Source organism: Brevibacillus gelatini (genome assembly GCF_050920745.1).
In the GTDB taxonomy this organism is placed as follows: Bacteria; Bacillota; Bacilli; order Brevibacillales; family Brevibacillaceae; genus Brevibacillus; species Brevibacillus gelatini.
In genome coordinates this window covers 3,014,207-3,032,288 of sequence record NZ_CP154342.1, presented here as the reverse complement: position 1 = coordinate 3,032,288, position 18,082 = coordinate 3,014,207, and the positions used below count along the sequence as shown (strand labels likewise).

At 54.9% G+C, this 18,082-nt stretch carries 18 protein-coding genes and 1 riboswitch; of the genes, 14 read left to right on the top strand and 4 right to left on the bottom strand.

All coding sequences use genetic code 11. The features are described from left to right. The first annotated feature begins 26 nt into the window (after positions 1-26). From AAFJ72_RS14610 to AAFJ72_RS14595, 4 genes are all read left to right on the top strand, one after another. Positions 27-1,508, top strand: a complete 1,482-nt coding sequence (locus AAFJ72_RS14610; RefSeq protein ID WP_432774479.1) for an N-6 DNA methylase — start codon at positions 27-29, stop codon at positions 1,506-1,508. Then, complete coding sequence (locus AAFJ72_RS14605) at positions 1,501-2,775, top strand: restriction endonuclease subunit S (RefSeq protein ID WP_432774478.1); 1,275 nt, start codon at positions 1,501-1,503, stop codon at positions 2,773-2,775. Before AAFJ72_RS14610 ends, AAFJ72_RS14605 begins: the two co-directional genes overlap by 8 nt. A 55-nt stretch (positions 2,776-2,830) precedes the next feature. Then, entirely contained in the window at positions 2,831-3,748 is a 918-nt protein-coding gene (locus AAFJ72_RS14600) for a phosphotransferase (RefSeq protein ID WP_432774477.1), read from the top strand. A gap of 107 nt (positions 3,749-3,855) precedes the next feature. Further along, a complete protein-coding gene (locus tag AAFJ72_RS14595) occupies positions 3,856-4,788 on the top strand; it encodes a manganese-dependent inorganic pyrophosphatase (RefSeq protein ID WP_432777197.1) in 933 nt (310 codons plus the stop codon). A gap of 81 nt (positions 4,789-4,869) precedes the next feature. Here the strand turns inward: AAFJ72_RS14595 and AAFJ72_RS14590 are convergent, their stop codons facing one another. After that, positions 4,870-5,040, bottom strand: a complete 171-nt coding sequence (locus tag AAFJ72_RS14590) for a hypothetical protein (RefSeq protein ID WP_432774476.1) — start codon at positions 5,038-5,040, stop codon at positions 4,870-4,872. Positions 5,041-5,161: 121 nt separating this feature from the next. Here AAFJ72_RS14590 and AAFJ72_RS14585 point away from each other — a divergent pair, with 121 nt between their 5' ends. The 7 genes from AAFJ72_RS14585 to AAFJ72_RS14555 all read left to right on the top strand — a co-directional run bounded on the left by AAFJ72_RS14585 (position 5,162) and on the right by AAFJ72_RS14555 (position 11,369). Further along, positions 5,162-5,926 (top strand): MerR family transcriptional regulator, encoded by a 765-nt coding sequence (locus tag AAFJ72_RS14585; RefSeq protein ID WP_432774475.1) that lies wholly within the window; start codon positions 5,162-5,164, stop codon positions 5,924-5,926. Positions 5,927-6,120: 194 nt separating this feature from the next. Then, positions 6,121-6,266: riboswitch (cobalamin riboswitch) on the top strand. Between the two features lie 150 nt (positions 6,267-6,416). Then, a complete protein-coding gene (locus AAFJ72_RS14580) occupies positions 6,417-7,400 on the top strand; it encodes a helical backbone metal receptor (protein WP_432774474.1) in 984 nt (327 codons plus the stop codon). A gap of 2 nt (positions 7,401-7,402) precedes the next feature. Then, the gene (locus tag AAFJ72_RS14575; protein ID WP_122906354.1) at positions 7,403-8,440 is read left to right on the top strand and encodes a FecCD family ABC transporter permease; all 1,038 of its coding nucleotides are present in this window, start codon (positions 7,403-7,405) and stop codon (positions 8,438-8,440) included. Positions 8,441-8,447: 7 nt separating this feature from the next. Beyond that, positions 8,448-9,224, top strand: a complete 777-nt coding sequence (locus tag AAFJ72_RS14570; RefSeq protein ID WP_432774473.1) for an ABC transporter ATP-binding protein — start codon at positions 8,448-8,450, stop codon at positions 9,222-9,224. 13 nt (positions 9,225-9,237) lie between these two features. Next, positions 9,238-9,804, top strand: a complete 567-nt coding sequence (cobU, locus tag AAFJ72_RS14565) for a bifunctional adenosylcobinamide kinase/adenosylcobinamide-phosphate guanylyltransferase (protein ID WP_432774472.1) — start codon at positions 9,238-9,240, stop codon at positions 9,802-9,804. A gap of 277 nt (positions 9,805-10,081) precedes the next feature. Next, entirely contained in the window at positions 10,082-10,741 is a 660-nt protein-coding gene (locus AAFJ72_RS14560) for a YitT family protein (RefSeq protein WP_432774471.1), read from the top strand. 163 nt (positions 10,742-10,904) lie between these two features. Next, the gene (locus AAFJ72_RS14555) at positions 10,905-11,369 is read left to right on the top strand and encodes a hypothetical protein (protein WP_432774470.1); all 465 of its coding nucleotides are present in this window, start codon (positions 10,905-10,907) and stop codon (positions 11,367-11,369) included. On the opposite strand, the gene AAFJ72_RS14550 is transcribed toward AAFJ72_RS14555, so the two are convergent. The 3 genes from AAFJ72_RS14550 to AAFJ72_RS14540 form a co-directional block, all read right to left on the bottom strand. Beyond that, positions 11,366-12,484 (bottom strand): N-acetylmuramoyl-L-alanine amidase, encoded by a 1,119-nt coding sequence (locus AAFJ72_RS14550; RefSeq protein ID WP_432774469.1) that lies wholly within the window; start codon positions 12,482-12,484, stop codon positions 11,366-11,368. The two genes, AAFJ72_RS14555 and AAFJ72_RS14550, sit on opposite strands and share 4 nt — an antisense overlap. 100 nt (positions 12,485-12,584) lie before the next feature. Next, positions 12,585-13,391 (bottom strand): WYL domain-containing protein, encoded by an 807-nt coding sequence (locus AAFJ72_RS14545; RefSeq protein WP_432774468.1) that lies wholly within the window; start codon positions 13,389-13,391, stop codon positions 12,585-12,587. Beyond that, on the bottom strand, positions 13,378-14,685 hold the full coding sequence (locus AAFJ72_RS14540; RefSeq protein WP_432774467.1) for a helix-turn-helix transcriptional regulator: 1,308 nt from the start codon (positions 14,683-14,685) through the stop codon (positions 13,378-13,380). The genes AAFJ72_RS14545 and AAFJ72_RS14540 overlap by 14 nt, the downstream gene beginning before the upstream one ends. A gap of 221 nt (positions 14,686-14,906) precedes the next feature. On the opposite strand from AAFJ72_RS14540, the gene AAFJ72_RS14535 reads away from it, so the two are divergent. The 3 genes from AAFJ72_RS14535 (at position 14,907) to thiM (ending at position 17,882) form a co-directional block, all read left to right on the top strand. Then, on the top strand, positions 14,907-16,343 hold the full coding sequence (locus tag AAFJ72_RS14535; protein ID WP_122906346.1) for an RtcB family protein: 1,437 nt from the start codon (positions 14,907-14,909) through the stop codon (positions 16,341-16,343). A 219-nt stretch (positions 16,344-16,562) separates the two neighbouring features. Beyond that, positions 16,563-17,045, top strand: coding sequence for a hypothetical protein (locus AAFJ72_RS14530; RefSeq protein ID WP_246005854.1), 483 nt, complete (start codon positions 16,563-16,565; stop codon positions 17,043-17,045). Between the two features lie 24 nt (positions 17,046-17,069). Beyond that, entirely contained in the window at positions 17,070-17,882 is an 813-nt protein-coding gene (gene thiM / locus AAFJ72_RS14525) for a hydroxyethylthiazole kinase (protein ID WP_432774466.1), read from the top strand. Positions 17,883-18,082: the final 200 nt, after the last annotated feature.

Sequence of the window (18,082 nt, the reverse complement as noted above, 5' to 3'; positions counted from 1 at the left end):
GAAGAACGGAACAAAAGGAGGGCATCATGGCAAAAATCACGCTGCCGCAGCTGGAGGCTCATCTGTGGGAATCAGCCAATATTTTACGTGGGAGCATTGACTCCGCTGACTATAAAAACTATATTTTTGGCTTGTTGTTTCTCAAGCGACTGCATGATGTTTTCAGCGAAGCCGAACAGCGTTCCCCAAAGCGCGAAGGCAGCGGTGGCGGAAAAACCGCTCGCGACGCTTACCTGTTTGTCGTTCCCGAAAACTCTCGCTGGCAAAGGCTCCAGGCGTTGACAGAAGGGATTGGCGAAGCGATCAACGAGGCGTTTGCCGCTCTCGAAGCGGAGAATCCTTTGCTGCGTGGCGTGCTTGCCACAATAGATTTCAGCGACACGGAAAGGCTGCCGGACAAGCTTCTGCAGCAGTTGATCCGGCACTTTTCCGCGATACATCTTGGCAACAGCAACTTGTCGGAACCGGATATTTTAGGAAGAGCCTATGAGTATTTACTCAAGCAGTTTGCCACTGATGCAGGGAAAAAGGGCGGAGAGTTTTACACGCCGAACAAGGTAGTGGAATTGATCGTGAAGCTCATCAAGCCGGAGGAAGGCATGCGCGTGTGCGACCCTACGGCCGGCTCCGGCGGGATGCTGATTCAGGCAGTTGATTACATTAAGGCCAAGGGAGGCAACCCGCAGCGCATTACGCTGCACGGCCAGGAGCGCAACCTCCAGACGTGGGCGATTTGCAAGATGAACTTGCTGTTGCACGGCCTCTTGGACCATCGGATCGAAAAAGGCGATACGATCCGCGAGCCTAAACTGGTCGAGGAGGGCGAACTCATCTTGTACGACCGCGTGATTGCCAACCCGCCGTTTAGCCTGAGCAACTGGGGACTGGAGGAAGCGAGGACGGACCAATTCGCCCGCTTTCGCTTCGGGATGCCGCCAAAGGACAAGGGTGATCTCGCATTTGTCCAGCACATGGTGGCGACGCTCAGTTCCAATGGCAAGGCAGGCGTGGTTGTGCCCAATGGGGTGCTGTTTCGCAGCGGAGCGGAGGCACAAATCCGCAAGGGGCTGTTGGAAGAGGATTTGGTGGAAGCGGTGATTGGCTTGCCGCCCAATCTTTTTTACGGGACAGGGATTCCCACGAGTATTTTGATTGTGAATCGCAAGAAAGAAACGGCCAAAAAGCAAAAAGTGTTTTTCTTGCATGGCGCAAGCGGATTTCAGGAAGGAAAAAACCAAAATTTTCTGCGGGATGCAGATGTGCAAAACATCGTGTCCGCGTATGAAAAGTGGGGAGCGGTCGACAAGTATTGCCGGGTAGTCGAGCACAGCGAAATTCAGGCCAACGACTACAATCTGAACATGGCCCGCTACATCGATGCGTCCGAGCAGGAAGCGCAGATTGACGTGCAGGAAGCATTGACGAAGCTGCGCGAGTTGGAGGCAGAGCGAAGCAAGAGTGAGGGAAAAATGCTTCGTTTCCTGAAGGAGTTGGGGTACGATGTCTGAGAGGCCTGAATGGAAAAAAGGACCGCTCGGATGGGCTGTCCGGGTGCAAGGCGGCTATCCGTTTTCCTCTGCTGCGTTTGTCGACAAAGGGATTCCCGTCGTGCGGATGAGCAACATGAAAAACGGCCGCCTGGACTTGACGCAGGCGAAATGCCTCGCAGAAAAAGCGCTTGGGGAGTACCAGTCGTTTTTGCTTGCGCCGGGTGATCTGTTGCTTGGCATGTCTGGCAGTATTGAAAATTTCGCCCAGGTACAAGCTGCCGATCTGCCTGCGCTGCTCAATCAGCGGGTGGGGAGATTACAAGTCAAGGACGAGTCGCTCGTTTGCAGAGAGTATCTGAAATTCGTAGTCACCTCCAGATGGTTTCGCGACCAGGTTCTGACCATGGCGGCGGGCGTCGCACAACTCAACATCAGCGCCAAACAGCTGGAATCCATCCCGATTTACTACCCGCCATTGCCGGAGCAGCAAAAAATCGCGGAGATTCTCGCTTCGGTGGATACGGTCATCGAGAAGACGGAAGCGATTGTCGCACAGACGGAGGTCATAAAAAAAGGCTTGATGCAAAAGCTGTTTACGCAAGGAATTGGCCACACCGCATTTGTTCAGACGAAAATAGGGACGATTCCGGCGGGATGGTCATTGGTCAAGCTCAAGGAGATCGCCAAAGTCAAGGGCGGAAAAAGAGTGCCAAAAGGCAGCAGCCTGGTGGACACCGTCACTCCCTACCCGTACATACGGGTATCTGACTTTTGCGACTATACGGTGCAGACAGGGCAGCTCAAATACGCAACCGAAGAGATTTACAGCAAAATCAAGCGGTACACGATCTCCAGGCACGATCTGTACCTGTCCATCGCAGGGGTCTACTTGGGGATGGCGGGCAGAGTCCCGGACATGCTCGACGGTGCCCTTTTGACGGAAAACGCGGCAAAGCTTACACCGACCAGCGACTGCATCGATCCCGACTACCTCATGTTTGCCCTTGGCTCGGATTTTTGCCAGCGGCAGATCGCAGTGCTGAAAGGCGTGACAGGAGTGCCGAAGCTTGGCTTGCAGTGTGTGGAGACGATTGTGATTCCCCTCCCGCCGCTCGGTGAGCAGCAGCAAATCGTGGCAGGGATCAAAAGTGTCCTCACGAAGTGCGCGAGCGAGAAGGAGAAGCTTCAGCAGTTGCGGGCGATCAAAAAAGCGCTGATGCAGATGCTTTTGACGGGCCGCGTCAGAGTGAAGCCGGACGAAGCGGCGGCGGACAGCGCAGAGTAGCGGTCAGGGACACGTTGCCATCGACAACAGAATAAAGAGAAGAAGGTGAGCAGAAATGAGTCTTGCAAATCCTTGGGATGCGGAGTGGGAAGTGACGGAGGAATTGGCTCAAAGCTTGATTCATCGGCAATTTCCCGCGCTGTCCGCAAAACAGGTCAGACGGCTGGGAGACGGCTGGGACAATACCGTCTATGCCGTTGGCGAGGAATACGTGTTTCGCTTCCCGCGCAGAAAAATCGCCGTACAACTGATCGAGCTGGAAGGCAGGCTTCTGCCCAGGCTGGAGCCGTATCTCACACTCCCGTATCCGAAACCGCTTTTTTACGGAAAAGGCACGGCAGCTTACCCATTGCCTTTTCTCGGCTATACGTATCTGGCCGGGGAGTTTCCGCTTGGACTGACAGAGGCGCAGCGCGCGGCATCTGCTCTGGCGTTGGCCCGCTTTTTAAAAAGCCTGCACGCGTTCCCTGTAGACGTGGCCAAAGAAAACGGTGCGCCCACTGACCAGCGCGGATTGTTGGATATTCACAGCCGGAAAGAAAAAATGCAGCAGTTTTTGGCTGACACGGACATTCCTTTTGCCGATGACGATCGCGAACTGATCGCCAATTATTTGCAGGGGCTTGATGTGGAGCAGATTCAGCCCAAGGAAGTGTTGATGCACGGCGACTTGCACTTTAAAAACATGCTGGTGGGGCCGGATGGAAAAATCGCGGGCATCATCGACTGGGGCGACATGAATATCGGTCATCCCGGCTGTGATCTGAGTATCGCCTACAGCTTTTTGCCGCCACAGGCAAGGGACGATTTTTTCCGCGAATACGGCGAAGTCGATGAGGAGACGAAGCTGCTGGCGCGGCTGATTGCCGTCTTCATCCCGATGCTGATTTACATGCAGGCAAAAGACACAGGCGACGACCGGACAGCAGCGGAAGCAAGCGCGATTATCAGGCGCGCCTTGGCAGAATCGTAGCGAAGCGATTCCCATTCATCAGCATAGAACCTATAATGTTACTTGGGATTACTCGCCAAGTTGTGGTATAATTTTGACGCCAATATACGACTAAGGAGTTATGGATGATGGAAAAAAAGTTAATCTTCGGTCATAAAAATCCAGATACGGATTCCATTTGCTCGGCGCTCGTCTACGCTGATCTGAAAACGAAGCTCGGGGCCAATGTAGAGCCTGTGCGCCTTGGTGCCATCAACAACGAGACGGCGTTCGTCCTGAACTACTTCCAGGCAAAAGAGCCGCGCCTCGTGGAAACCGTGGCGAATGAAGTCAATGAAGTCATTCTCGTGGACCACAACGAACGTCAACAGAGCGCAAACGACATCGAGCAGGTGCAAGTTGTCGAGGTAATTGACCATCATCGCGTCGCGAACTTTGAGACAAGCAACCCGCTGTACTTCCGCGCGGAGCCTGTCGGCTGCACCACTACGATCCTGAAAAAAATGTACAAGGAAAACGGCGTGGAGATTCCGAAAGACATCGCGGGTCTGATGCTGTCCGCGATCATTTCCGACACGCTGCTTTTGAAATCCCCGACCTGCACCGAGCAGGACGTTGCCGCTGCCCATGAGCTGGCGGAAATCGCAGGTGTGGATCTGCAGGCGTACGGTCTGGAAATGCTCAAGGCAGGCGCAGACCTGAGCGACAAAACAATCGCCCAACTGCTCTCCCTCGATGCAAAAGAATTCCAGATGGGCAACGCCAAAGTGGAAATCGCGCAAGTCAACGCAGTGGATGTCAACGACGTGCTGGCTCGCCAAGGCGAACTGGAAGAAGCCATTTCCGCGATCATCGCAGAAAAAGGACTGGACTTGTTCGTGTTCGTCGTAACCGACATCCTGAACAACGACTCTGTCGCGCTGGCGCTCGGAACAGCAACACAAGCAGTAGAAGAAGCGTACAACGTCACGCTGGTTGACAACAAAGCGGTTCTCAAAGGTGTTGTTTCCCGCAAGAAGCAGATCGTACCTGTACTGACAGACACATTCCAGGCTCTGTAAAAAAATATCGCCGCAATAAAAAAGGCTGCCCGCAATCATGTGGGCGGCCTTTTTCGCTGAATCGCGGTCGCATTCTCGTGCTCAAAACGGATTGTGGTTGTTTTGATTCAAGTAGTTCATCGTCTGCTGCGCATAGGCGTCATCAGCGTAATGCCGGATGGCGTGCTTGTCTCTTGCCCGCAGGCTGGTCGAGCCTGTCATGAAGCAGGCGGCGCCGAGAACAGCCAAAATAGCACCAAGGATATACAGCATGTGAATGCCCTCCTTTTTTCCAGTGACTTACCAATAGTTTAACATATTTTCCCTGTAAAAACTGTGATTGACTTTGACGGTGCGTAAATGTGTACGATGAATTTGTCAGGAGGGATGAAAGATGGAATATACGGTGCAAAAGCTGGGTCTCCTGGCGGGCGTCAGCACCCGGACGCTTCGATACTACGATGGAATTGGTCTTCTCAAGCCGGCGAGAATCAATTCATCCGGGTATCGCATTTACGGGCAGGCAGAGGTGGATCGCTTGCAGCAAATCTTGTTCTACCGCGAGCTGGGTGTGAGCTTGGAGGAGATCAAGGAAATTGTCAGCTCGCCGACCTTCGATGCCGTCCAGGCACTGCGCGAGCACCGCGCGAAGCTGCTGGAGAAACGGGCGCAGCTTGATCGGCTGATCGCCAACGTCGAACTGACCTTAGCGCAAAGAGAGGGGACGAAAACGATGACCGACCAACAAAAATTCGAAGGCTTCAAACAGCAATGGATTGATGACAACGAGAAGCAGTACGGGCAAGAAATTCGCGCCAAATACGGCGACGAACAGGTAGACCGCTCCAACCGGAAACTCAAGGAAATGACCGAAGAAGAGTACAACCGGCTTGAACAGTTGAACCAGGAACTCTACAAGACGCTGGAAGAGGCGTTTGCCACGGGAGATCCGGGCAGCGAGCTTGCGCAGAAGGCGGCCGACCTGCATCGCCAGTGGCTGAGCTTTTACTGGGACAGCTACAGCAAGGAAGCGCACGCCAACGTAGCGCAAATGTATGTGGACGACCCGCGCTTCACTGCCTACTATGATAAAACCCAGCCCGGACTTGCCGCATTTTTGCGAGATGCGGTTGTGATCTATACGCAAGCACAAGCGTAGAGTAGATAGAGGAAAGCTTTGGGGCTCCAAAACGCGCACCGCCCTGAAATCCGCTCAAAAGCTGCGAGCCGATGTGGGGCGGTGCTTTTTTGCCTGCTTTAACGTTCCGCCTGTGGCAGAAGCGAAAAAGCATTCTTTTTTTGGCAAAGGAATGCTATCATGATGGATGAGTCTTAGCAATTGTAGGTCATGCAATTGAATACGCGCAAACAGGTGCCTTCGTCCTTGTCCAGGACGGGGTGAAAAGGGAAGCCGGTGCAAGTCCGGCGCGGTCCCGCCACTGTAAAGCGGCTGTCGCAAGCCGCCAAGCCAGGAGACCTGCCTGTTTGCATGGTGTGCCTGCGCCTTCGCGGAAAGGTTCGGCCCGTTCAGGATGCTTTTTTCGTGAGCATACTTTCTCCTGACATGTCGACCCTTTGGTTCCGGTTGGAAGCGAAGGGTTTTTTCTTTGCTGAGAATCAACCAGTCGTACAGAAAGGAAGTCATACATATGAAACGTGCATGGAAACTGCTCATCCCGCTGCTTCTTGCCGCAAGTCTCGTCGGTTGCGGCGGCAACACCCAGACGGCACCTGCACCACAGACAGAGGCACCGCAGACCGCGCCGCAGGAAACCGCTACCGCTGCCAAACAGTCCGTCTACCCGCTTACCGTCACAGACGCCACCGGAAAAGAAGTAACCTTGGCCAAAGAGCCCACGCGAATTGTTTCTACCTCTCCGGCAGAGACGGAAATCTTGTTTGCGCTCGGCTTGAACGACCGGATCGTCGGTGTATCCGACTTTGACGACTATCCGGCAGAAGCCAGTACGAAGCCAAAAGTGGGCGGAGTCGTCAATCCGAGTGAAGAAGCGATTCTCGCCCAGACGCCCGATCTGGTCATCGGGGGAATCTCGATGGAAAAGCCGGTTTCCGACAAGCTGAAATCGCTCGGCGTACCTGTTTTCGTCACACATCCGCAAAAGATGGATGACATTCTGAACAATATTTTGCTGATGGGCGTCATCACGAACAGACAGGAGCAGGCGGAAAAGGTCGTCGCTGCCATGAAGCAGGACATCGCGCGTGTCCAGGAGGCTGTCAAAGGCGTGAAGCCGGAAGACAAGAAAAGAGTGTACCTGGAGTTTGCTCCAGGCTGGACAGTGGGCAAAGGGGAGTTCCTCGACGAGCTGGTGACACTGGCAGGCGGAACGAACATTGCTGCCGACACAGAGGGCTGGCACCCGATCAGCGAGGAAAAGATTTTGAAAAGCGATCCTGACGTCATTTTGTACGCCAAAGGCGTTACGGACGACAAGACTGGCGTGAAGCTGGAGGACATCATCGCCAAGCGCAACGGCTGGGATACGATGAAGGCGATCCGTGAGAGCCAGGTGTTCGGAATGGAACAAAACCTGCTCGCACGCCCAGGCCCGCGCATTACACAAGGCTTGATCGAGGTTGCCAAGGCGATTTATCCTGACCTGGTGAAATAAAAATGAAAAAGCAATGGCTTTTGTGGGGAGGAGCGGGCAGCCTTGTTCTGCTTGTATCCGTAGTAGTGAGCATTTCGCTGGGAGCGGCGTCGCTTCCGCTCTCGCAAGTATGGCTCATCCTCTTGCACCAACTGCCGGGCATGTCAGAGTGGATTCCGGTGACATGGCCCGAGTCGTCCGAGCAAATTGTGATGAAGGTGCGTTTTCCGCGCGTCGTCCTGGCTATTTTGATCGGAGCTTGCCTGTCGCTTGCCGGCGCGGGCTTTCAAGGCGTGCTGCGCAACCCGCTCGCCGACCCGTTCACGATGGGCGTAGCGTCCGGGGCCGCTGTCGGTGCGGCTTTTCTGATCCTGTTTGGCTTGCAGTTCGCTCTTCTCGGAGAGTGGAGCACGCCTGTCGTCGCCTTTTTGACGGGGCTTGTCAGCTTGTGGATTGTCCTTGCCCTCGCCAAGACGCAGGGCAAGCTGCAGACGGAGACGCTGATTTTGTCCGGTGTCGTCATTCAGGCGTTTCTCGGCTCGCTCGTGTCGTTCATGGTGTCGCTGTCGGATCAGACGGTGAATGAGATCGTCTTTTGGCTGATGGGCAGCCTGTCGTTTCGCGGCTGGGCTTTTACCTACGTCCTGGTTCCGTATTTGCTGATCGGCATGCTCGTACTGCTCAGCTACGCCCGATCCCTGAACCTGTTTGCGCTCGGGGAGCGGCAGGCGGCGCATCTCGGGGTGCATGTCGACAAGACGAAGTTCGTCATTTTGCTTGTCTCTACGCTTCTGACGGCGGCGGCGGTTTCGATTGCGGGCGTCATCGGGTTTGTCGGGCTGGTCGTGCCGCATCTGGTGCGGCTGATGGTCGGACCTGACTACCGCATTTTGCTGCCGATGGCGACCATCTGCGGCGGTGTGTATGTGCTGTGGGCGGATACGTTGGCGCGGATGCTGCTCGCGCCGACAGAAATTCCGCTCGGGGTCGTGACTGCGTTTTTGGGAGCGCCGTTTTTTGCCTATTTGTTGAAGCAAAAAAAGCAGATCGGAAGGAGGTAGTCGCGTCATGATCGAAGTGCGCGGACTGCAAAAGTCTTACCAGGATGTGCCCGTCCTGCGCGAGATCGGGTTTACCGTCCAGCGGGGCGAGTTTTTTGGCATCATCGGCCCCAATGGGAGCGGAAAATCAACGCTCTTGAAAATGCTCTCCGGTGTCATTGCCGTCGATGCGGGAGAAATCACGCTCGCGGGCAAGCCGCTTGGCCGATACACGCGCAAGGAACTGGCGCGGGTTCTCGCCGTACTCGAACAGGAAGGGCTGCCTCCGGTTGGCTTCCGCGTGCGCGAGGTGCTGGAGATGGGACGCTTCCCGTACCAAAACTGGTTGGGCGAGGAAAAGACAGACGTCGCGCCGCTCATCGACGAAATCATGCAGCTCTTGCGTCTGACTCCGCTTGCCGATCGCACGCTGGATCAGTTGAGCGGAGGGGAAAAGCAGCGCGTCGCCCTGGGCAAGGCGCTCGTGCAAAAGCCGCAGGTGCTGCTTTTGGACGAACCGACGACTTACCTCGACATCGGCTACCAGATTCAACTGATGGACATTGTGCGCACATGGCAAAAGACGACACAGGTGACGGTCGTTGCGGTGCTCCACGACTTGAATCTCGCTTCGCTTTATTGCGATCGCATCCTGATGCTGCACAAAGGCGAGCAGATCGGCGTAGGCACGCCGCAGGACATGCTGCAGAGCGACCGGATCGAGTCAGTGTACGGGACGCGCCCGATTGTCATGGAGCATCCTGTCCACCGTTTGCCGCAAATCATGCTGCAATCCGGGTCGTAATGGAGGAATGAACATGATCGTACTGGTGACAGGCGGCGCGCGCAGCGGCAAGAGCACCTTCGCGGAAAAATACGCGGCTCATCTCGGACAGGCGGGCGTCTATATCGCCACTGCGCAAGCTTTTGACGAGGAGCTGCAGGAGCGGGTAGCCAGGCATCGCGAGCGGAGGCAGCAAAGCGCATTTTGCTGGGAAACCATCGAGGAGCCTCATGCCCTCGCGGACGTGATCCGCTCGCTTGGACAACAAGACGAGCTTGCGCAAAAACAAGCCGTCGTCGTGGTCGATTGCCTGATCGTCTGGCTGACCAACTGGCTGATTCAGTACGAGCAGGAGCGGGCATTCGAGCGCACGCTTGCGCAGGTGGACGAACTGGTTGCGGCCGTACAGGACTTTCCCGGGACCATTTTGTTTGTCACCAACGAGGTTGGAGACGGACTGGTGCCGGAATATCCGCTAGGGCGCATGTTCCGTGACCTGGCAGGCTTGATGAACCAGCGGATGGCGGCGGTAGCCGATCAGGTGTTTCTGCTCACGGCAGGCATTCCGCTGGAAATAAAAAGCAGGGCATTTCGTTTTTAGGCAGGGGAAAAGACGGATTCGCGTCGTCTTTTTCCCTTTTTTGTGCTATACTATAAGAAAAGCAATGGAAAGGATCAGGATACCATGCGTCCCCATAGGACGATCTGGAAACGGTATGACCTCTCCTACATCTAGCTTCGTAGTAGTCGACCGTCGCTTGGACGACTAGCCTACTACGAAAGCGAGGCCCTTTGTATGAGTAGCGACTTGTACTTGCGATGTTCCTCCGTAGTCGGTTGGTCGTCTGTGCCAAAACCGACGAAAAGGCGAGGAATCGATGATGAGGAGAGCGCTGCAATCTGTTCAACGTTACGGTTTGATTTTGTTTGGAGCTTGTTTGCTTGCTTTTGCGTATTATCACATCAACTTTCAGAACCACTTGTCTGAAGGCGGCTTTGTCGGCCTGGGGTTGCTGGCCAAATACGCATTTGACCTGTCGCCAGCGGTGATGATTTTATTTTTGGACATTCCGCTGTTTCTGGTGGCCTGGTTAGTGCGCGGACGTCAGTTCATCTGGGATACGATTTTTGCCTCACTGGCTTTTACCGGGTTTTACGAGCTGTTCGAACAGTTTTCCCCGATTGTGATGGATATGAGCCAAGTGATGCCACTCGCTTCCGTATTGTCTGGCGTATTGACCGGACTCGGTACCGGGCTGGTTTTGCGCTACGGAGCGGCTACGGGTGGTGACGACATTTTGTCCCTCTTGCTTAGCAAGTACACAGGATTGTCTATCGGTACCATTTTTCTGTTGCTGGACGCCATGGTGCTCGGCCTGTCGTTCTGGTATGTACCGATGAAAGAGATGCTTTACACCATTTTTGCCGTCGTCATCTCCAGCCAGGTGATTACCTGGACGGTAAATGCCGGCAGTGCAGGAATCACTGCGGAGGAAGAGGCGCACGGACATGGCAACGTCTCGATGACACACCAATGATGAGAAAACCAGTTGAAAAACATGCCTATACAAAAGCGCGAAAAAGGCCAGGTCGGTTTAGCTGTCGACTTGGCCTTTTCCCTGTTCCTGTACATAACGGCACGGGGAAGTAGTGGATACTAACCCATATGGAAAGCTGTCTGACGGAAAGGACGGGGTCCGCATGAGCGATCGTTTTTTTGGCAATTACAAAGCGTTCGTGGTCATCCCGGAAAAAGAACAGAAGGGGGTGCCAAAAGCATTTGATCCAAGCAACTACACCCGCCATTTCGTTCTCACATTTTCCTTGTACGATTCGCTGATTGCCAACTGGAAGGAAGCTGCCAAATTCCAGGTCCAGCCGAAGCAGAGCCTCACGCGTGTCGTCAACGCCTTTAACCTCAAGCACGGCGACGCCGTTTATTTGCAGGTTTTGGAGATGGAGGAGGACCAGTCCTACTTTGTGCTGGCGCTGTCCTGCAAAACAGCCGGCGACCAGGAGCAGGCGGACATGAACCGGATCAACCATCTGCTGGAAAAAGACTTTGCAACTGACCTCTTGATCGCAGAAACGTGGTATCAGCTCATTGGCGCCAAGGGCAAATTCGAGCGCAAGCTGTTCTCGTACAGCATCCTGCCGTACCGCTAGCGGCCGAAGTAATCGGCGAGCCCGTCCACGATCGCTTGCGCAGCTTTGTCCTGGTAAGCGGCGGTGCGAACGAGCTCTTCGTCTTTTGGATTCGATAAAAAGCCAAGCTCAACCAGCACAGACGGCCTGTCGTTTTCGCGCAGCACGTGGTAGTCGCCGAAAGAAATGCCGTTGCTTTTCAAGCCAATCCCGCTGGCCAGCCGCGACTCGATGCTTCGCGCGAGGTTGTAGTCTTTGTTTTGCGCGTAAAAAAAGGTCAAGGTCCCGCTGTTCGGCTTCGCAGAGGAGTTGTAGTGAATACTGACAAAGGCGTCCGCCGCCTTCGCTTCGCTGATCGCTACCCGCTGGGCGAGAGAAGGCTTTTCCGCATCGCTTGTCCGGGTCAAAATCACCTGTGCTCCCCGCTGGCGCAGCTTGCTCGCCAACAGCATGGAGGTTTTTTGGTTCAGCGTCTTTTCTTCTGTGCCCCATTTTGTCCCGCTTGTCCCCACGTCACTTCCACCGTGCCCCGGATCAATGACAATCACTTTTCCCCGCAATCCGCCTGACTTGTTGCTGCTTGCGACGCTGCTTTTTGCTCCCTCGCGGATGTACATGGACGATACCCAGCCTGTTTTTCCATCGGAAGTTCGGATTTGCAACCAATCGGCCTGCTTTTTGAGTATCTCAACCTGTGTGCCCATCGTGAGCACATGGAGGATGTCGTGTTCCAGTCCAGGGCCTTTGCGCATGCGCAGGGCAGCGGCTGATACGATTCCGCTTTTCTTGCTTGCGGAAACAGAAGGCGCAGCGGCAGGAGCAGATGTGGCTGTAGTGCCAGCCTTGCCTTTTTGCAAATAATAGCCGGCCACCCAGCCGCTCGTCTGCTGGTATTTGATCTGGACCCAGCCATGCGAATCTTCCGAAACAACCGTCACGTTGGTGCCGTATTTCAGCGTGCCGACGACTGACGACTGAAGGGAAGGTTCGCTGCGAACGTTCAGGGAAGTCGCGACGACTTTTGCCTGAGCAGAATTTGCTTGTGCCTGCGTCGGCTCTGTGAGCACGGGCCATGCCAAAAGCATTGCAAGCAGGCTCGCTCCCAGGAGTGACGCTGTTTTTGCTGTTCGTTTCATGATGTGTACCTCTGGTCTCGATTGTAGTCTCTCTTTAAACCATGATAAAGGGAAACGCAATCGTCCAGTAGTGCACTTTTTCCTGATTTTTCATGGAAAATTAGTGGGCAGAAGGGGCGTAGCGGGCCAAAGCGTTTGCCGCCGACTCCGCCATGCGCCGTTTGAGCTGGTCGTTTTCCACGACTTTGACCCGCAGTCCGAGAAAGCGGAGGCGCGACAAAATAAACTCCTGCTCGTCCTGCAAAAAACGGAGCGTAATCGTGTACTCCTGCGTGTCCGGGTCGTAGGCGACTTCCTTGTCGAAGCAGGAAAAGGCGTACAAAATGCGCTGCAGCTCCAGGTTGTAGCGGCGGACGACCTGAATTTTCGCTGTTTGCTGACGCGCCGCAAGCATGCTTTCGATCACGGGCAAAAAGCTGTCGTACCACGCGTCCTCGACGTAGATTTCCTTTACGGAACGGATGAGCGACAGCGGTGTTGTGAGCAGCTGCTCGGAATCAAATGTCAGCCAGATGAGATACCATTCTTTTTTGACGAGCGAGTATTCCAGCTTGTACGGGACGCCGCGCTGCTTGCGGTAGGCCCGGCCGCTTCGGGTGCCGGCGTGGAGCTGGATGTGATTTTTGCCGAGAATGATCCGGCGCAGCTTGCGGACGAGCGGATGCCAGATGCTGCGGGTGCGCGTTCCGGCTTTTTCGATGAACAGCTCACGCTCGTCCGTCGGCGCGTAGGCAGCGGTCAGCTGTTGCAGTTTGGACAGTGTTTCGGTCTCGAAAAAGCTTTGCGCGGCCGGGTGTTTGAGCATCTTGGCGAGCCAAGCCTTTTCGTGCGATGTCACCGGGTACAAGCCAGCCTCGTCCAGCCGGGTGATGAGCTGATAGTTGTGGATTTTGTCAAACAGATTCATAGTAAGAAAGCAGCTCCTTCCATTCCATCTGCAATTGCTCGCGCAAATAGAGCGGCTCCAGCACTTCGCAGCTCGAACCGAAGCTGCGAATCCACGGTGTGATCTCCAGCGTGCTGTTGACGGTAATTTCGTAGAGAAAGCTCTCTCTCGTCTCTTCCGTAATGACCCCCCACTGTCCTTGGGCCTCGACACGTTCCCTGATGAACGAGTGCGGCGTTCCTTTTGGGTGAAAAAATCTCAGCCGGATCGTCACAGGCTTCCCCGTATCAATCAGCCAGCTGTGTTGGATGCGCTCGTCTACGCGCGCCTGCATGCGCATAAAAGCGTCTGGCGCAGCCTGTTGGCCGTAAGCAAGCTGGGTGATCCCTTCCACGCGGTATTTTCGCAGCGGTCTTTTTTCGCTTTCCTGGGCAATCAAATACCAGCGTCCGTACTGATGGTCAAACACGACCCGCAGCGGATAGACATGCTGCGGCTTGCCCGTGGAATCGCGCAGGAAAGCGGGATTCGTGTTTTGCGAATCGTAAAACTTGCTCCGTTTGGGCGTGAAGTAGCAAAATTTCACCTTTTTTTGCTCGGCGATTGCCGTTGCGAGCAGCAGAGCCTGCTGCTCGTCGAGGATGCGGGAAACAAAGTGATACTTGTACAAAAAGACGGCCCAGTCCTCGCGCTGCAGCCGGGAGTCCAGGCAGCGTTTGACCTTGTGGCGCAACAGGTAGCCGGGGACAGCAGGAAGCTGGGTGTTGGCCATGACGTCGATAAAGTCATGCAGGTCCAACAGCTCGTCATCGGACAGCGAGCTCCACAGCTCCTGGTCAAACTGGTAAACATAAGGCCGCGTGGCTCCGCTTTTTTTGATGACAGAAAGCTCCTCCAAATATTTCAAGTCCTGGCGCAACGTTTTTTCATCCGGCACTTCCCCCGTCGGGGTAGCGAGAAAGGCGTCCAGCAACTCCTTGATCGAGCGCGGCTGCTGGCTGAGCAGTTCCAGGATGCGGTACAGCCGCTCTACCTCTGACTCCTTGAGCGATTTGGCGTGGTAGAGGAACATCAGGAAGTTGTCTGTCACAGCAAAGTAGTTGTAGCGAAGCTGCGCGTAGCAGCCTTTTTTCTCGCGATCTGTCACATGCTGGTAAAGTGTGGACTGAATTTCCCGGAGCTTTTTCACCGTCTTGTCCAGCGTATGGACGGAAATGCCCAGCCGCTCTGCCAACTGCTGGCGGTTGTACGCCCCTTGGGTCAGAAACATCAGGCGCAGCAACTGCAATTCTTTGTCAAATCCTTCTTTTGCCATCCGCTTTCATCCTTATCTTGCGGTAATTTCCAAATTAGTCCTCATATTACGAAAGCGGAGAAGCACAAGTCAAGGTGTGGCGAAAATTTTGCCCAAAATAGTGGGGTCGTAATACTTTTGCCATGTTCAACCATGGAAAAATCAGCGAAGATAGCGGCAGGAAACGAAATACAGTCGCGCTGCTGGGATGGCGCGGCTCGGCAAGGAGAGGAGCAACGAAAATGAAAATGATCGAGCACGGAAATTGCCATCGGGAAGTGCAGCTTGGCGCTGGCTCCGTTCACGTGTTTGCCAATGACGAAGTATTTGCCACTTTTGGACAGCGCGTGTTCGAGATGGCGGAACATAACTTGCGCATCCCGCGCAATGTGTACTTTTCCTATACGCCGGATGCCCATGTCGGCGTCGGGACGTGCATCGGGACAACGGCCGTCTGGAATATGCGCGACGGGTTTGTGTCTCCCTCGATTGTCGGCTCGGACATCGGCTGCGGTATGCGCGTGCACCTGACACCGCTGCACCGGGATGAGCTGAAAGACAAACAGTTGAAGCGCGAGCTGATTCAGGCGATTGAAACGTACGTGCCGACGACAGAGCGCGGGCAAACGAGCTACACCGATATTCCCCTCGAAGAAGTGGTGAAGTACGGCCTGAACGGTCTGCCAGCCGCGTATTTGGCGGAGCCGGCGGATGAGCCGGGCGGGGTGAGCCGCTCCCTGACCCATGTGGAAAAGCATACGTTTGCCTTCGATCACACGGCGCTTGCGCACATTCCCGCCAAGTCGTGGCAAAGAGCGTGGGGACAGCTCGGAACGCTTGGCGGCGGGAATCATTTTATCGAAATCCAGTCGCTGGAAATCGCGGACGACAACCGGGAGATCGCGCAGGAGTGGGGCTTGTTCGACGGGCAGGTCGTCATCATGATTCACTCCGGTTCCCGCGCCTGGGGGGCCATGCTCGGACGAGATTATACGAAAAGCTTCAAGGAAGCGATGTTCAAATGGGGGATTGAAAATCCGGAACCGAGCCTGGTCTATGCCCCGATTGATACAGAGGAAGGGCAGCGGTATTTGAACCTGATGTACTCGGCATTGAATTACGCCGTGGTGAACCGCCATCTGATCGGCTACGCGGTCGAGCGGGCTTTTCAGGACGTACTGGGAAAAGCCGTTTCCACTCCGGTCCTGTACGATTTGATGCACAATTACGCGCTGGAGGAATATCACCGCAACACGCCGATGCTCGTTCATCGCAAAGGGGCAACCAAGGCGCTCCCGGCTGGTCACTTCCAAAATCCGAAGGCGTATAAAAAGACCGGACATCCGGCATTGATTCCAGGCTCGATGGGAACATCGTCCTACATCATGGTCGGTGCGGCAGGCGGCGCGAAAAACTTTTATTCGATCTGCCATGGCGCGGGCCGCATCCGCTCGCGCAAGGCCACGAAAGAGGCGGTCACGATCAATGAGTTCGAGCAAGCGCTGCGCATCGGCCAGGAGGACGAAATTTTGGTCAACCACCGCTCTCTGGAAGCGATTCTCGATGAATGTCCGCAGGCGTACAAAGACGTGGATCAGATTATCGATTCCGTCGTGGGCGCAAAGCTGGCGACAGTCGTAGCCAAGTGCAAACCACTCATCGCAATCAAAGGAGTTTGAGCAAAAAATGGTTTCCGTTGCCGGGCGGGAGCCATATTTTGCTTTATTTTTGACAAATGAACATAAATTGCACCGCTTGCCCAACCGATATGAGAAAAGAGACTATAAAGGGAAGATAGGGGAACAGCTATGGCTACATACTATTACTTCACCTGCCAAAAGTGCCGGACTCGGGGGGGAGTTTTCGGCGAACAGCCTTGGGGGTGGGGAAACTTTGACATGATCGAGTCCTTTAAGTTTCTGGCTTATCACATTCGCACATGCGGGGAAGAGCACATTCGCGTCATCTCGGAGGAAGTGGACGAATACATCGATCAGCTGCACGATGAGTACAACGCCTTCCTGGAGCAGACGAAGCATATTTTTCCGCACTCGAAGGATTGGGAGTTTCTCGATCGGTGGAAGATGCTGAAGGTAGAAGAATTGAAAGAAAAATGGGTGGAGGAGCACAGGATCGCCCACCCGGATGATCGTTTGAAGATTTGCGGCACACTGGATGAAGTAGACGTATTGCAAAAAGGGGCAGGACGTATCACGTTTTTGGCGACGGTGACGGATCGCGGGCAAACAAAGTGGAGACTGGTCGCTACCAGGCCCGAATTGCCTGCGCTCCATCAATCCTATATCATCATAGGGGTAAGACAGGATCATCCGGAGTTTGGGGAGATTGTCGAAGTATTCAAGATGATTCCCCAGGTGTAGTTACGAAAGAGAGGGATCACTGGCATGAAGCCTGAAACAATCGGCAAGCTGCTGGAAAACGTGCGGAAAAGCAACCCGCTGGTGCACAATATGACGAACGTCGTCGTGACCAACTTCACGGCAAACGGCTTGCTCGCCCTTGGCGCGTCTCCTGTCATGGCCTACGCGGAGCAGGAAGTCGCGGATATGGCGAAAATCGCAGGGGCGCTCGTCCTGAACATGGGAACGCTGAACGAGCGTGAAGTAAAGGCGATGCTCATCGCCGGAAGCTCGGCCAATCGCCACCAGGTCCCTGTGCTGTTCGACCCGGTAGGTGCAGGCGCAACTCCGTACCGCACAGAAACCGCGCAAAAAATCGTGCGTGAGCTAACGCTTTCGTTAATTCGCGGAAACGCGGCGGAAATCGCCAACGTTATCGGCGAATCGTGGGAGATCAAAGGAGTGGACGCCGGCGAGGCAGGCGGAGACGTCGCGACGCTGGCCAAAGCGGCGGCGCAAAAGCTGAACACAGTCGTGGCGATTACAGGAAAAGTCGATGTCATTTCGGACGGCAGCCGCGTGTATGCCATCCATAACGGACATCCGATCCTGACGAAAGTGACAGGCACAGGCTGCTTGCTGACCTCCGTGATGGGCGCCTTTGCCGCTGTGGAAAAAGACGTGCTGGCAGCCGGAGCTGCTGCGCTCGTCACGTACGGGGTCGCTGCACAACTGGCGGCGGAGAAAGCAGCCGCTGAGGGACCGGGCAGCTTCCAGATTCAGTTTTTGAATGCGCTGTCAACCGTGACGGCCGATGATGTGCATCGTCTGGGAGCCATCGAACAAACGGGGCTGTAGGCGAAAAACATACGCTCTCAGGTACCGCGACTATCCCATGTTTTCGACAGGCAGTCTGTGTTCGGTTCGGGAGGGGCATCTCCATCAGACAGCCCCTCTCGCTCCCGGTGAAGCCGCTCCTTTTTGAAGAGGAAGGCAAAAGGCTGGCTGTCGTCCAAAAGAAAAATCCCCTGCTTTCCAGGGGATGAAAATGTGTACGG

Coding starts and splice junctions, on each gene's coding strand:
- AAFJ72_RS14610 (WP_432774479.1), top strand. CDS start 27: ATGGCAAAAATCACGCTGCCGCAGCTGGAGGCTCATCTGTGGGAATCA.
- AAFJ72_RS14605 (WP_432774478.1), top strand. CDS start 1,501: ATGTCTGAGAGGCCTGAATGGAAAAAAGGACCGCTCGGATGGGCTGTC.
- AAFJ72_RS14600 (WP_432774477.1), top strand. CDS start 2,831: ATGAGTCTTGCAAATCCTTGGGATGCGGAGTGGGAAGTGACGGAGGAA.
- AAFJ72_RS14595 (WP_432777197.1), top strand. CDS start 3,856: ATGGAAAAAAAGTTAATCTTCGGTCATAAAAATCCAGATACGGATTCC.
- AAFJ72_RS14590 (WP_432774476.1), bottom strand. CDS start 5,040: ATGCTGTATATCCTTGGTGCTATTTTGGCTGTTCTCGGCGCCGCCTGC.
- AAFJ72_RS14585 (WP_432774475.1), top strand. CDS start 5,162: ATGGAATATACGGTGCAAAAGCTGGGTCTCCTGGCGGGCGTCAGCACC.
- AAFJ72_RS14580 (WP_432774474.1), top strand. CDS start 6,417: ATGAAACGTGCATGGAAACTGCTCATCCCGCTGCTTCTTGCCGCAAGT.
- AAFJ72_RS14575 (WP_122906354.1), top strand. CDS start 7,403: ATGAAAAAGCAATGGCTTTTGTGGGGAGGAGCGGGCAGCCTTGTTCTG.
- AAFJ72_RS14570 (WP_432774473.1), top strand. CDS start 8,448: ATGATCGAAGTGCGCGGACTGCAAAAGTCTTACCAGGATGTGCCCGTC.
- cobU (WP_432774472.1), top strand. CDS start 9,238: ATGATCGTACTGGTGACAGGCGGCGCGCGCAGCGGCAAGAGCACCTTC.
- AAFJ72_RS14560 (WP_432774471.1), top strand. CDS start 10,082: ATGATGAGGAGAGCGCTGCAATCTGTTCAACGTTACGGTTTGATTTTG.
- AAFJ72_RS14555 (WP_432774470.1), top strand. CDS start 10,905: ATGAGCGATCGTTTTTTTGGCAATTACAAAGCGTTCGTGGTCATCCCG.
- AAFJ72_RS14550 (WP_432774469.1), bottom strand. CDS start 12,484: ATGAAACGAACAGCAAAAACAGCGTCACTCCTGGGAGCGAGCCTGCTT.
- AAFJ72_RS14545 (WP_432774468.1), bottom strand. CDS start 13,391: ATGAATCTGTTTGACAAAATCCACAACTATCAGCTCATCACCCGGCTG.
- AAFJ72_RS14540 (WP_432774467.1), bottom strand. CDS start 14,685: ATGGCAAAAGAAGGATTTGACAAAGAATTGCAGTTGCTGCGCCTGATG.
- AAFJ72_RS14535 (WP_122906346.1), top strand. CDS start 14,907: ATGAAAATGATCGAGCACGGAAATTGCCATCGGGAAGTGCAGCTTGGC.
- AAFJ72_RS14530 (WP_246005854.1), top strand. CDS start 16,563: ATGATCGAGTCCTTTAAGTTTCTGGCTTATCACATTCGCACATGCGGG.
- thiM (WP_432774466.1), top strand. CDS start 17,070: ATGAAGCCTGAAACAATCGGCAAGCTGCTGGAAAACGTGCGGAAAAGC.